This window comes from Candidatus Enterococcus testudinis (genome assembly GCF_002140915.1).
In the GTDB taxonomy this organism is placed as follows: domain Bacteria; phylum Bacillota; class Bacilli; order Lactobacillales; family Enterococcaceae; genus Enterococcus_D; species Enterococcus_D testudinis.
On sequence record NZ_NGKU01000001.1, the window covers coordinates 1,441,428 to 1,454,500 of the forward strand.

The 13,073-nt window shown below is 42.3% G+C and carries 13 protein-coding genes; all 13 read left to right on the top strand.

The features are described 5' to 3' along the window. The 13 genes from coaD (at position 1) to coaE (ending at position 13,039) form a co-directional block, all read left to right on the top strand. Complete coding sequence (gene coaD, locus A5886_RS06895) at positions 1-495, top strand: pantetheine-phosphate adenylyltransferase (protein WP_086274272.1); 495 nt, start codon at positions 1-3, stop codon at positions 493-495. Then, positions 485-1,528, top strand: a complete 1,044-nt coding sequence (locus A5886_RS06900) for a SepM family pheromone-processing serine protease (protein ID WP_086274273.1) — start codon at positions 485-487, stop codon at positions 1,526-1,528. Before coaD ends, A5886_RS06900 begins: the two co-directional genes overlap by 11 nt. 106 nt (positions 1,529-1,634) lie before the next feature. Then, complete coding sequence (locus tag A5886_RS06905) at positions 1,635-2,042, top strand: DUF1149 family protein (protein WP_086274274.1); 408 nt, start codon at positions 1,635-1,637, stop codon at positions 2,040-2,042. Positions 2,043-2,056: 14 nt separating this feature from the next. Next, a complete protein-coding gene (locus A5886_RS06910) occupies positions 2,057-2,428 on the top strand; it encodes a VOC family protein (RefSeq protein WP_086274275.1) in 372 nt (123 codons plus the stop codon). Between the two features lie 115 nt (positions 2,429-2,543). After that, positions 2,544-3,278: a metallophosphoesterase family protein gene (locus tag A5886_RS06915; protein ID WP_086274276.1), complete on the top strand. Its 735-nt coding sequence runs from the start codon at positions 2,544-2,546 to the stop codon at positions 3,276-3,278. Positions 3,279-3,415: 137 nt separating this feature from the next. Then, positions 3,416-5,602 (top strand): Tex family protein, encoded by a 2,187-nt coding sequence (locus A5886_RS06920; protein WP_086274277.1) that lies wholly within the window; start codon positions 3,416-3,418, stop codon positions 5,600-5,602. Then, positions 5,599-6,063, top strand: coding sequence for a SprT family protein (locus A5886_RS06925; RefSeq protein WP_086274278.1), 465 nt, complete (start codon positions 5,599-5,601; stop codon positions 6,061-6,063). The genes A5886_RS06920 and A5886_RS06925 overlap by 4 nt, the downstream gene beginning before the upstream one ends. A 112-nt stretch (positions 6,064-6,175) precedes the next feature. Beyond that, positions 6,176-7,510, top strand: coding sequence for a UDP-N-acetylmuramate--L-alanine ligase (murC, locus tag A5886_RS06930; protein WP_086274279.1), 1,335 nt, complete (start codon positions 6,176-6,178; stop codon positions 7,508-7,510). A gap of 143 nt (positions 7,511-7,653) precedes the next feature. Continuing rightward, entirely contained in the window at positions 7,654-8,124 is a 471-nt protein-coding gene (locus A5886_RS06935) for a MaoC family dehydratase (RefSeq protein ID WP_086274280.1), read from the top strand. Continuing rightward, complete coding sequence (locus tag A5886_RS06940) at positions 8,117-8,809, top strand: Bax inhibitor-1/YccA family protein (RefSeq protein WP_086274281.1); 693 nt, start codon at positions 8,117-8,119, stop codon at positions 8,807-8,809. The genes A5886_RS06935 and A5886_RS06940 overlap by 8 nt, the downstream gene beginning before the upstream one ends. 128 nt (positions 8,810-8,937) lie before the next feature. Further along, entirely contained in the window at positions 8,938-11,583 is a 2,646-nt protein-coding gene (gene polA / locus A5886_RS06945; protein WP_086274282.1) for a DNA polymerase I, read from the top strand. 14 nt (positions 11,584-11,597) lie between these two features. After that, positions 11,598-12,440 carry a DNA-formamidopyrimidine glycosylase gene (gene mutM / locus A5886_RS06950; RefSeq protein ID WP_086274283.1) on the top strand — a complete coding sequence of 281 codons (843 nt, stop codon included), beginning with the start codon at positions 11,598-11,600 and terminating at the stop codon, positions 12,438-12,440. Beyond that, complete coding sequence (gene coaE / locus A5886_RS06955) at positions 12,437-13,039, top strand: dephospho-CoA kinase (RefSeq protein WP_086274284.1); 603 nt, start codon at positions 12,437-12,439, stop codon at positions 13,037-13,039. The genes mutM and coaE overlap by 4 nt, the downstream gene beginning before the upstream one ends. Positions 13,040-13,073 lie beyond the last annotated feature (34 nt).

Below are 13,073 nucleotides of genomic sequence, written 5' to 3' on the forward strand. Positions count from 1 at the left end.
ATGAAAAAAATCGCCTTATTTCCGGGTAGCTTTGACCCGCTCACAGCAGGACATGTCGATTTGATCGAGCGCGGTGCCACGCTATTCGACGAAATCATTGTTGGGGTCTTTGTCAATACCAACAAAAAAAGCTTCTTTTCAAGCGAAGAAAAAGTGCAATTGATTCAAGAGGCGCTGGCTCACATCCCTAACGTCCGGGTGATTGCTCAAGCTTCTGAGTTGACGGTGGTTGCCGCGAAGAAGTTAGGGGCACAGTTTCTCTTACGGGGGATCCGTAGTGTCAAAGATTATGAATATGAACGAGATATCATGGAAATGAATCACCATTTGGAGCCCACTCTTGAAACAGTCTTTTTATTAGCGGATGCCAAACATAGTTTTATTAGTTCTAGTCTGTTAAAAGAGATTTTGACTTTCGGTGGGGATGTGGCAGACTATTTGCCACAAAATATTTATGAAGCCATAGTAAAGAAGCGTGAAACCGATGAATCTTAAATCTACGATCAAATATGTATCACTATTTATCCTTGCCATACTGATTGCAGCTGCTGCCTTTTTGCCCATTCCATATTATATCGAGCAACCAGGTGCAACCATTGATCTAAAAGAACTGATCACTGTCAATCAAAAAGAAGACACATCCGATGGCTCCTTTTCTCTGACGAGTGTCGGTATTCGACAAGCAACTGTCTTCAGTGCGATCGCCACAAAGTTCAACCAATTCCAAGAACTGGTCAGTGAAGAAGACCTGCTGGGCGGAGCCACCGATGAAGAGTATAATCGCATTCAACAATATTATATGGAATCTTCTCAAAACAGTGCCATTGAACAAGCCCTAAAGCTGGCTGGTCTACCCTATGAAATGACGTATAAAGGCGTCTATGTGATGGGGGTCGACCCCGACTCTAGCTTTGCAGACACAATCTCTGTCGGAGATACAGTAACTGCCGTGAATGGCAAATCCTTTACCAGTAGCCAAGACTTTATCGATTATGTACAGAGCCAGACGATTGGTGATCAAGTGACAGTAACTTATACCCAAGATGGGGAAGAAAAAGAAGCAACCGGCGATTTGATGGAACTTTCTACCAATCAAAAAGCTGGCATTGGCATCTCACTTGTCGATCATACAGAGATTTCCTCAGATCAGGACATCGTGATCGATGCGGGGAATATTGGTGGACCGTCAGCCGGATTGATGTTTACATTAGAGATTTATCAACAAGTAACTGGTGATATTCGCAAAGGCCATCAAATCGCTGGGACTGGAACGATTTCCAGTGATGGCACTGTTGGCAGAATAGGCGGCATCGATAAAAAAGTAGCAAGTGCCAGCGAAAATGGGGCAGAGATTTTCTTTGCGCCAGAAGACGAAATCACGGATGATGAACGAGCAGCGGATCCTGATATCAAAACCAATTATGAAGAAGCGCTAGCGGCTGCCAAAAAATTGGGCACAGATATGAAGATCGTTCCTGTATCCAATGTACAAGATGCGTTGGATTATCTAGCTGGATTATCAGAATAACCTGACAGAAAACGACCAAAATGGTCGTTTTTTTTGTCTTGTCATGAATTCAAGTAGGCGCATAGAATCTGTTGTGCTATACTTTTATCTAAGGAGCGTGAAAATAGTGGAAATCAAAAGACAACAACCAATCGTCGAAGCCTATCACTTCGATATGAAACCAAAAGACAAAGAAATGGAAACAAAATTAAATGTCGGCTTTGCCCCTTTAAAAGTGAAAGATGAAGCTTACATGGAAAAAAATAGCATTATCGGTGCCCGATTAGAATTTCAATTGGTCTTTCCAGAATATGTTTTGTCTGGCCGTGTGGGCCAAGTCAATCATATCTTAAATCGCAAAGTGGAGTCAGGTGAAGATTTATCAAAAGCTGAAACAGATCGCTTGGTCGAACCGTTATTTGATATCATCAAACGATTGACCTATGAAGTAACAGAAATCATTACGGACAAACCTGGTTTGCAATTGAACTTTAACACCAATAACAATCAAGAAAATGAAGCAAAAGAAGACTGATAGGAGGGGAAACGATGTTTTCAAATAAAATGCAAGTCATGATCTATGTCGCAGATGTGCCAGCGGCCGTCGCATTTTGGCAATCATTTGGTTTTGTGATCATTGACCAGCAATCAGTCGATGGCACGTCAGTCGTGGAAATCGCACCTAGTGCGCAGGCGGATACACGATTTGTGATCTACGACCGCACCTTTATCGAGTCACATTCCCCGGAAGTAGCATTGAATGCACCATCAATCATGTTCTTTTCAGAGGACATCACAGGACTTTACAAACAGATGCTTGAGGCGAATGTTGAAGTCGGAGACTTGATTCAAATGGAAGAAATGATGGTCTTCAATTTTGCTGACCCAGACGGCAATTATTATGCGGTCTCTGGCAAATAATATACCCTTTACAAGATGATGCTAAAAAAATCTTTTAAAAGATTTTTTTAGTTAGGTTCTGTTTTGCTTATTTACATTGCTGCCATACATGCAGCTATTGGAGGAGGGAAGATTCATGAAAGACTTGATCTATGCCATCAGCGATATCCATGGTATGGCTGATCTTTTTAAAAACCTTTTGCAAGACTATGACCCTGAGAGACATCAACTAGTATTGATCGGCGATTTAAATGACCGCGGGCCAAAAACCAAAGAATGTTTTTTATTAGGGAAACAACTTGTCGAAGAACAACAAGCGATCTATTTGAGAGGAAATCATGAAGAATATTTCCTGCAATTCCTGCAAGCACCAGAAGATTGGTTTGCACCTTATGTGCGCAATGGCGGCAAAGAAACGTTAGAAAGTCTTTTGCACAAAGGGGCAACTGAAGAATATTCCCCAACCGAGATCGCTATGATGATACGCAGTCGTTACCAAGAGCTGATTGCCTTTTTGATGGAACGTCCCCTGTATTATGAATGGCATCAGTATCTGTTTGTCCATGCTGGGGTTGACTTGACCAAGACGAATTGGCAAGATACATCAGATCATGATTTTATCTGGATCCGGGAACCATTCCATCAAGGAAAGAATCAAACGGGCAAAACGATTGTTTTTGGCCATACGATCACTCCGATGCTGCATGGCGATATGCAAACCACTGATTTATGGATCAGTGATCAGAAAATTGGTATTGATGGTGGGGCAGTTTTTGGCGGTTCCGTTCATGGTGTCATTTTTGATGAACAGGGCATCTTGCAAGACATCGAATACCAAAATTTAGCAGGGCCTTGGCAACCAGACTTTTAAAAGATTTCTGCTGGACCCTGACAAACAAGCATACGATAAAAAGAACAGACTGGCTGTCTCTCGATCACGATTGAGCGTCATCAGCTGTTTTTTTTGTGGTATCATTAAGAATATGAAACGAGAAAGGTGAACAAAAAATGGCTGAAATGAATCAAGATGTTTTACAATTAGTGACGGCAGAAATGACGGCATTTACAAAAAAACAAATCACGACGGTCCTTCAATTGTTGCAAGATGGCAATACGGTACCGTTTATTGCCCGTTATCGTAAAGAGATGACCAATGGATTGGATGAGGTCCAAATCAGAGACATTGAAGAACGCTATACCTATTTAGAAAACCTATCGAAGCGAAAAGCAGAAGTCCTGCGTTTGATTGAAGAACAAGAAAAATTAACGCCTGAATTGACGCAAGCAATTCAATCTGCTGCCAAAATGCAAACAGTAGAAGACCTATACCGTCCATATAAACAAAAAAGGCGGACAAAGGCAACGATTGCCAAAGAGAATGGTTTAGGTGGCTTTGCTGAATGGATACTGACGTTTCCTGTCGGTACGCCGATTACAGAGGAAGCAGTTGGCTATCTGAATGAAGCAGTACCTGAGATTGAGGATGTATTGCAAGGTGCGCATGAGATCATCGCAGAAATAATCGGCGATACTGCTGAATTTCGGACGTGGATCAGAAGTTATTTTCAAAACAAAGGATTGTACAAGAGCACTGTAAAAGATGCGGAGAAAGATGAAAAAGGCGTGTTTGAAATGTATTATGACTTTCAGCATCCGATCAACAAAATGGTCTCTCATCGTATTTTAGCTACCAACCGCGGTGAGCAAGAGGGGATTTTAAAAGTGTCGCTGCAAGTAGATGACACGAAAATCTTTGATTATTTGGCGCGAAAACTGATCAGAAATACAGCCTCACCAGCTGCTGGTTTCGTCAAAGAGGCTATAGCAGATGCGTACAAACGATTTATCGCTCCAGCCATTGAGCGGGAGATTCGCAATGAATTAAAGGAACAGGCGGATGAACAAGCCATCACGATTTTTGGGGATAATTTACGAAATTTATTATTACAATCACCATTAAAAGGCAAAGTCGTGTTAGGGTTTGACCCTGCTTACCGTACCGGCTGTAAATTAGCCGTGATCGATGCAACAGGGAAAGTTTTGGCCATTGAAGTCATCTATCCCCACAAGCCAGCGCCGATGAACAAACGTGAAGCGGCCGGACCGGCATTTCGACGGCTACTTGAAACCTCTCATGTCGACATGGTAGCCATCGGTAACGGCACGGCTAGCCGCGAATCAGAACAATTCGTTGCGGAACAAATCAAACAAGTCGATCAAGATGTCTATTATGTCATCGTCAACGAAGCAGGCGCTTCTGTCTATTCTGCCAGTCCGTTGGCACGGCAAGAATTTCCGGATCTTCAAGTGGAAGAACGCAGTGCAATCAGTATTGGACGCCGCCTGCAAGATCCGTTGGCGGAGTTAGTGAAAATCGATCCACAATCCGTCGGTGTTGGACAATATCAGCATGATGTCTCTCAAAAACGTTTAGCTGAACAGTTGGATTTCGTAGTAGAAACAGCGGTCAATCAAGTTGGCGTAGATGTTAATACAGCCAGTGGCCAATTGCTGCAGCATGTCGCTGGTCTAAACAAAACGACAGCACAAAACATCGTCCTATATCGCGAAGAAAATGGTGCCTTTAGCCAACGGACCCAATTGAAGAAAGTCCCTCGCTTAGGACCGAAAGCCTATGAACAAGCGATTGGTTTTATGCGGATTCCTGGCGGAAAAGTGATTCTTGATCAAACTGGGATCCATCCGGAAAGCTATGATACAGCAAAAGAAGTCTTGCGCATTGCCGGTATTTCTTTGTCAGCACTCGCTTCAGGCAATCAAGAAGAAAACAAAGCTGCATTGGCTACTCTTGATCCGGCGACGTTGGCAATAAACCTAAATGTAGGGAAGGAAACGATCATTGATATTTTGAAAGCATTGATGCAACCCGGACGCGATATGCGAGACGAGATGCCAGCACCGTTATTAAGAAAAGATGTCTTAAGCATGGACGATCTGCTTCCCGGAATGGAATTACAAGGGACGGTCCGCAATGTGATCGATTTTGGCGCCTTCGTTGATATTGGTGTTAAACAAGATGGACTGGTCCATTTATCGAAAATGAGCCGCTCCTTTGTCAAACACCCAAAAGATGTTGTCGCAGTTGGGGATGTAGTAACTGTCTGGATCGAACAAGTAGATAGCAAAAAAGGGCGTATCAGCCTTACGATGGTTGATCCTGTTACAAAAAAATGACCAATCAAGAATTGCAGCATTACGTAGAAAAAGTCTCTATCGACTGTTTTGGCCGGCCATTTTTACACAAAGCCGTTTTTAATCGCCGCTTAAAATCCACCGGCGGTCGTTATCATTTAAACGATCATCACTTAGATTTTAATCCAGCTATGTTAGCAGAACATGGGGAAGAGGTGTTCATCGGAATCATCAAACACGAGCTGTGTCATTACCATTTGCACCTAACAGGGGAAGGACACCGGCATCGCGACCCTGCGTTTAAGGCATTGTTGGCCAAAACAGGTGGTCTGCGCTACGCGCCAACTTCTGTAAAAACAACGAACTATCAATACCAATGTCAACAATGCCATGCCATATACCGTCGTCAAAAACGCATCGATACCAAAAAATACGTCTGTGGAAAGTGCCGCGGACCTTTGGTAAATATAGGAAATAATGAGAAAAGTCAAGCGCTAAAATAAATTTCATTGCTATTTTTTTCATTTTGTATGATAATGTAGGACGTGCGACAACCTGATATTTGTCAAAATACACGTTTATTCAATCGTGGAATTGAGAAAAGAGGATTATAGAATGGAAAATCAAAACAAAATTTATCATTTTGTTGGTATCAAAGGTTCTGGTATGAGCTCATTGGCTTTAGTGCTGCACGAAAAAGGCTACCATGTGCAAGGCTCAGATGTTGAGGAATACTTTTTTACCCAGCGTGACTTAGAAAAAGCGGGCATTTTATTATTGCCTTTTGATAAAGAAAATATCCAACCTGAGATGGTCATCATTCAAGGAAATGCCTTTCCTGATACACATCCAGAAATCATTCGCGCCAATGAATTAGGTCTGGAAGTAACCCGTTATCATGACTTCATCGGCAAGTTTATTCAACCCTATACCAGTATTGCCGTAACTGGCTCCCATGGAAAAACCAGTACCACCGGTTTATTATCTCATGTGTTGAGCGGGGTTCGGCCAACAAGTTATTTAATAGGGGATGGCACCGGGCATGGCGATCCAAATGCCGAATTCTTCTCTTTTGAAGCCTGTGAATACCGCCGTCATTTTCTGGCTTATTCTCCGGATTATGCCATTATGACCAATATCGATTTCGATCATCCAGATTACTATCATTCCATCGAAGATGTGTTTTCTGCTTTTCAATCAATGGCCAATCAAGTCAAAAAAGGCATCTTTGCCTATGGCGATGACACTTTCTTGCGCAAGTTGGAAGCAGATGTCCCAATTTATTACTATGGCATCAATGATGACGATGACGTCCAAGCAAAAAATATTGAACGGACAACGCAAGGCTCAGCTTTTGATGTCTATGTTCACGGTGAAAATATCGGTCATTTTGTATTGCCTGCCTATGGCCAACATAACATCAACAACGCGTTGGGTGTGATTGCTGTTGCCTACAAAGAAGAGCTAGATATGCACGAAGTGGCGGAAGAAATGTTATCTTTCCCTGGCGTGAAACGTCGGTTTAGCGAAAAAATCGTCGCTGATATGACAATCGTTGATGACTATGCCCATCATCCTGCTGAAATCAAAGCAACCATTGATGGTGCTCGTCAAAAATATCCAGACAAAGAAATCATCGCTGTCTTCCAACCCCATACATTTACACGGACGATTGCGTTGATGGATGATTTTGCGGAAGCACTTGATTTAGCAGACAATGTCTACTTATGTGATATCTTTGGCTCAGCACGGGAAGACCGTGGCGATGTCAAAATTGAGGATTTAGGCAACAAAATCAGCAAAGGCGGTTTCGTTTTGAAAGAAGACAATGTGTCTCCGCTTCTAGACCATAAAAATGCAGTGGTGATTTTTATGGGCGCTGGGGATGTTCAAAAATTCGAAGCAGCTTACGAAAAACTATTGAGCAACACGACACGCAACGTACTATAGACAAGACTCTTGTGACCGTTCAAGGTTGCAAGAGTTTTTTTAAACATTGAAGATTTTGTGAAATAAATCTTGCGAACTTGCACTTTTGTCTGCTTCTGATAAAATGAAAGCAGATAAAAATTATTTTTTTGGAGGAAACACACTTGAACATAGGTAAACCGCGAAAGATCGGCAAAAGTATCGAAGATATCGAGGAAGGCGATTCGTTGTCTTTAACCGAGTCGATCGAAGACAATCAACTATTGCTTTATTTAGGATTGACGAATGATGCAAATCCGCTCTACATTCAACATGATTACACGCAAAAAACGGACTATCAACGTCCGATCGTGCCTTCAGTCATGCTGATGGGAATCATTACCAGCGCGGTGTCCAAACACTTGCCTGGACCAGGCTCTCATGTCGTGAATTTTTCGGTGAACTTTATAGAACCAGTTTTTCATTATGAAACATTGACTTTTGATTTTGAAGTCATCAAAGTTGATAAAATGAAAGATGTCGTGACGATTTCAGTGGAAGCCATCAACGGCGAAGGAGATCGTATCTTAGACGCTGTTGTCATGGTCCAACCGCCAAAAGAAATGGCAGAACAGGAGGAAGCGCAACATGAATAATATGAACAATGAAACTGTACAAGCCCAAGGATTGAATCGTTTTTACTCAAAAGTCTATCTATTCTTTGGTTTAGGATTAGGGATCAGTGCGATATCGGCTTACTTTTTTGGAGAAGTCTTTGCGACTCAAACGCTGCAATTTATTCAAAACTTTCCTTTAGGATTCACTGGATTGTGGCTCGTGCAAATCGTTTTAGTCTTAGTCTTAGGTGCCAAGGCACAAAAAAATCCTTCGCTGACATTGGCGGGCTATCTCGTCTATTCACTATTGAACGGATTGACATTGTCTGTCACTTTGATGGTTTATGATTTCGGCTCGATTGCTGGGGCCTTCATCTCAGCTGCTGTGACTTTCGGTGTCATGTCGGCATTTGGGATCATGACCAAACGTGATCTAAGTGTCGTAGGTCGGATCGGTTATGGCTTATTGATCGGGATCATTATCTCAACTTTATTGAATGTCTTTATTTTAAACAGCCAGCCGGTTGATTTCTTCTTGTCGATCGTGACAGTGTTTGTCTTTATGGGCATCACAGCGTATGACAATCAACGGATCCGTACAACCTACATGGCAACAAATGGTGGCGCAAATACCGGAGTGGCTGTCTTTATGGCATTGCAACTATACTTAGACTTTATCAACTTATTCTTGGCGCTATTGCGCATCTTTGGTAAAAATAACTAAAAAAAAGCGCGCTGAAACGCGCCTTTTTTTTTGCATTCAATGATGGAATCAGTAAAGCAATTCATCGCTTTTACACGATTTCTTTGTTAAAATAAAGAAGAACTTTTTTCTAAGAAGGGGTTAAAATCATGTCAAAAAATAAATTATTGCTTGTGGATGGCAACAGTGTCGCTTTTCGCGCATTCTTTGCTTTACATAATTCACTGGAACGCTTCAAAAACAATAACGGATTGCATACAAATGCGATCTATGCCTTCAATAATATGTTCGAAAATGTGATGGCCAAAGAACAACCTACGCATGTGCTTGTGGCTTTTGATGCAGGCAAGACGACTTTCCGTACCTCCATGTATCACGCGTATAAAGGTGGTCGTGCCAAAACACCGGGTGAATTTAGAGAACAAATGCCGTATATCCGCGAATTGATCAATGCATTAGGTGTGCAACATTATGAATTGCCCAACTATGAAGCAGATGATATCATCGGCACGTTGGCCCATCAAATAGACAAAGACCAATTTGATGTAGTGGTATTATCGGGGGATCGAGATTTGACTCAGCTTGCCACAGATCATGTCAAAGTTGACATTACCGTCAAAGGTGTCAGCGAGATCGAAAGCTATACCCCAGCCCATGTCGCAGAGAAGTATGATGGTTTGACGCCACTGCAGATCATTGATATGAAAGGCTTGGCCGGTGATGCATCAGACAATATTCCTGGTGTCACCAAGATTGGCGAAAAAACAGCGATCAAACTCTTAAAGGAATATGGATCAGTTGAAGGTATTTATGAGCATATCGATGACTTGAAGAAAAGCAAAATGAAGGAAAACTTGATCAATGATCATGACATTGCCCTTTTATCGAAACAGTTGGCCACGATTAATGTACATGCGCCAGTGGAAATCAACATCGATGATTTAAAGTACGAAGGCAAAGACTTAGATAAATTGGTGCCTTTCTACCAAGAAATGAACTTTAACGGATTCCTCGAAAAATTGAATATCACTGCTGAACCAGTAGAAATGGCGGATATTTTATTTGATGTAGTGGAGGCGTTCACACCAGATATGTTCCAAAACGATATGGCATTATATGTTGAAATGCTAGGGGATAACTACCATTTGGAAGATATTGTTGGCGTCGCTTGGGGCAATAAAGAAAAAATTTATGTGACCACACAAGATCAATTATTTGAGCATCCGGATTTTATTGCTTGGTTGCAAGACCCGCAACGACACATCAATGTCTATGATGCAAAACGCACTTATGTCGCATTGAATCGGTATGCAAAAGCGCCTGTTGGCATCAACTTTGATGTGTTATTGGCAGCTTACCTTTTAGATACCAATGACAACAACAACGATATTGCAGGTGTCGCTGCCCACTATGGTTATACAGATATCCAATCTGATGAAGCTGTCTACGGCAAAGGGGCCAAGAAAGGTTTGCCGGCAGATGAAGAAGCTTTCTTCGCCCACTTGGCCAGAAAAGCTGCGGCAATCGTTGATTTAACACCAAAATTGACACATGAATTGGCAGAAAAAAATCAGACTGCCTTGTTCCAAGATATGGAATTGCCATTATCGATCATCTTGGCTGAGATGGAAATCACAGGTATTCACGTGGATGCAGCCCGTCTGCATACGATGAAAGGCGAATTTGCCCAACGATTGCAAGAAATCGAAGAAAAAATCTACGCAGAAGCCGGGGAAACCTTTAATTTGAATTCACCGAAGCAATTGGGTGTGATTTTATTTGAGAAAATGGGTCTGCCAGTGATCAAAAAAACCAAGACGGGTTATTCCACAGCGGTGGATGTCTTAGAACAATTAAAAGAGCAAGCCCCAATCGTTGAAGATATTTTGACGTATCGTCAAATCGCTAAAATCCAATCGACTTATGTGGAAGGGCTGTTGAAAGTCATTCAAAGTGACGGCAAGGTTCATACCCGCTATGTTCAAACATTGACTCAAACAGGTCGCTTGAGTTCTGTCGATCCGAACTTGCAAAATATCCCGATTCGTTTGGAAGAAGGCCGGAAGATTAGGGAAGCCTTTGTGCCGAGAAATCCTGATTGGTTGATTTATTCCTCCGACTATTCTCAGATCGAATTGCGGGTGTTGGCCCATATTTCGAATGATACCCATTTGAAAGAGGCCTTTATCGAAGGACAAGATATCCATTCCAGCACAGCGATGCGGGTCTTTGGCATCTCAACGCCGGAAGAAGTCACCGGCAACATGCGTCGACAAGCCAAAGCTGTCAACTTCGGTATCGTCTATGGTATCTCTGATTATGGTCTATCTCAAAACTTAGGAATCAGCCGTAAAGAAGCGCAGCAATACATCGATACGTATTTCGATAAATACCCAGGGGTCAAAACATACATGGAAGATGTCGTTCGAGAAGCCAAAGACAAAGGGTATGTCGAAACTTTGTATAACCGTAGACGTTATTTGCCTGATATCAATTCACGGAATTTCAATATTCGAAACTTCGCGGAACGCACGGCCATCAATACCCCAATCCAGGGAAGTGCGGCAGATATTTTAAAAATCGCAATGATCGATTTAGCCAAACGATTAAAAGAAGAAAACTTGGCTGCCACGATGCTGCTGCAAGTCCACGATGAGTTGGTCTTTGAGGTGCCTGCGGATGAATTAGAACGTTTAGATGCCCTTGTCAAAGAAGTCATGGAACAAGCTGTTTCCTTACAAGTACCATTGCTGACTGACAGCAATTGGGGCAAAACATGGTATGAAGCAAAATAAATGAGGTGAAAGTTGTGCCAGAATTACCGGAAGTCGAAACAGTCCGTAAAGGATTAGCGTCATTAGTCTTGAACAAAACCATTGCCTCCGTAGATGTACGCTGGCCACGAATCATTGAAAGTCCCGAAGTGCCGATGTTTTCGGCACTGTTGAAAGGACAGCAATTGTTGGGATTCGATCGCAGAGGGAAATTTCTGATCTTCAAATTGACCGATTATGATTTGATTTCACATTTACGCATGGAAGGCAAATATGAATTTTTTGCAAATGAACCTATCATTGATAAGCATACCCATATCATTTTTCATTTCACGGATGGCAGTCAATTGCAGTATCATGATGTCCGCAAATTTGGACGAATGACCCTCGTTGATAAAGATCAAAGCAACATGTATAAAGGCATTCAGCAACTGGGCCCTGAACCAAAGCCGGAACTGTTTTTGCTGCCTGCATTTGAACGCGGTCTAAAGAAAGCCAAAAAAGCAATCAAACCTTTATTGCTGGATCAAAAATTGGTGACAGGATTAGGGAATATCTATGTGGACGAAGCGTTATGGGAAGCCAAGATCCATCCGGAACAACCGGCCAATACATTGACTTCAGATGAGATCGTGTTGCTGCATGCCGCAATCATTGATGTCTTGGATCGTGCTGTAAAAGCCGGTGGAACAACGATTCGTACGTATCTAAATGCATTGGGAGAAGCAGGTAAATTCCAACAATCCCTGCATGTCTATGGTCAAACAGGCAATCCATGTCCCCGTTGCGGCACCCCAATCGTCAAAATCAAAGTTGCCCAACGAGGAACCCATTTTTGTCCTCATTGCCAACAATTGCAGATGAGGGACTTCCTATGAGTTTTTATTTGGGGATCACTGGTGGGATAGCGACAGGGAAAAGTACGGCTGTTGCTCATTTTCAACAATTGGGCTTTCCGATTGTTGATGCCGACTTAATCGCTAGAGAAGTCGTTCTTCCTGGCACACCAGGATTAGCATCAGTCGTGGCGGCATTTGGCGAAACGATTTTGACTGATCAAGGCGCTTTGAATCGAGATTTTTTAGGAGAAATCGTTTTTTCTGACGGAGACAAAAGAAAACAGTTGAACCAATTGCTTTCGCCTTTTATTCGTCAGGAAATTCTACATCAGATGGCTACTTTCAAGGAACAGCCCCTCGTGATCGTGGATATCCCACTGCTTTATGAAGCGGGGTATGATCAATATATGGACCAAGTAGCAGTGATTTATGTGCCGGAAGCTATCCAAAAACAGCGCTTGATGATACGCAATCAATTAAGTGAAGCAGAAGCAGACTTGAGGATCGCCAGTCAATTACCGATTGAAAAGAAAAAGGTTCGTGCCGATGTTGTCTTTGATAATCAAGACTCAGTTGCGGACTTGATACAGCAGATCGATGCATGGATCGAGGATTTTATCGGAAAAGTACAAGTTTAAACACGGTCATCTGAAAAGCTAATAAAGCATCCGA

What these genes read in the sequence shown, in the direction of transcription:
- A5886_RS06910 (WP_086274275.1), top strand. Translation starts at nt 2,057, where the DNA reads ATGTTTTCAAATAAAATGCAAGTCATGATCTATGTCGCAGATGTGCCA.
- coaD (WP_086274272.1), top strand. Translation starts at nt 1, where the DNA reads ATGAAAAAAATCGCCTTATTTCCGGGTAGCTTTGACCCGCTCACAGCA.
- A5886_RS06920 (WP_086274277.1), top strand. Translation starts at nt 3,416, where the DNA reads ATGGCTGAAATGAATCAAGATGTTTTACAATTAGTGACGGCAGAAATG.
- A5886_RS06940 (WP_086274281.1), top strand. Translation starts at nt 8,117, where the DNA reads ATGAATAATATGAACAATGAAACTGTACAAGCCCAAGGATTGAATCGT.
- murC (WP_086274279.1), top strand. Translation starts at nt 6,176, where the DNA reads ATGGAAAATCAAAACAAAATTTATCATTTTGTTGGTATCAAAGGTTCT.
- A5886_RS06915 (WP_086274276.1), top strand. Translation starts at nt 2,544, where the DNA reads ATGAAAGACTTGATCTATGCCATCAGCGATATCCATGGTATGGCTGAT.
- A5886_RS06925 (WP_086274278.1), top strand. Translation starts at nt 5,599, where the DNA reads ATGACCAATCAAGAATTGCAGCATTACGTAGAAAAAGTCTCTATCGAC.
- polA (WP_086274282.1), top strand. Translation starts at nt 8,938, where the DNA reads ATGTCAAAAAATAAATTATTGCTTGTGGATGGCAACAGTGTCGCTTTT.
- A5886_RS06900 (WP_086274273.1), top strand. Translation starts at nt 485, where the DNA reads ATGAATCTTAAATCTACGATCAAATATGTATCACTATTTATCCTTGCC.
- coaE (WP_086274284.1), top strand. Translation starts at nt 12,437, where the DNA reads ATGAGTTTTTATTTGGGGATCACTGGTGGGATAGCGACAGGGAAAAGT.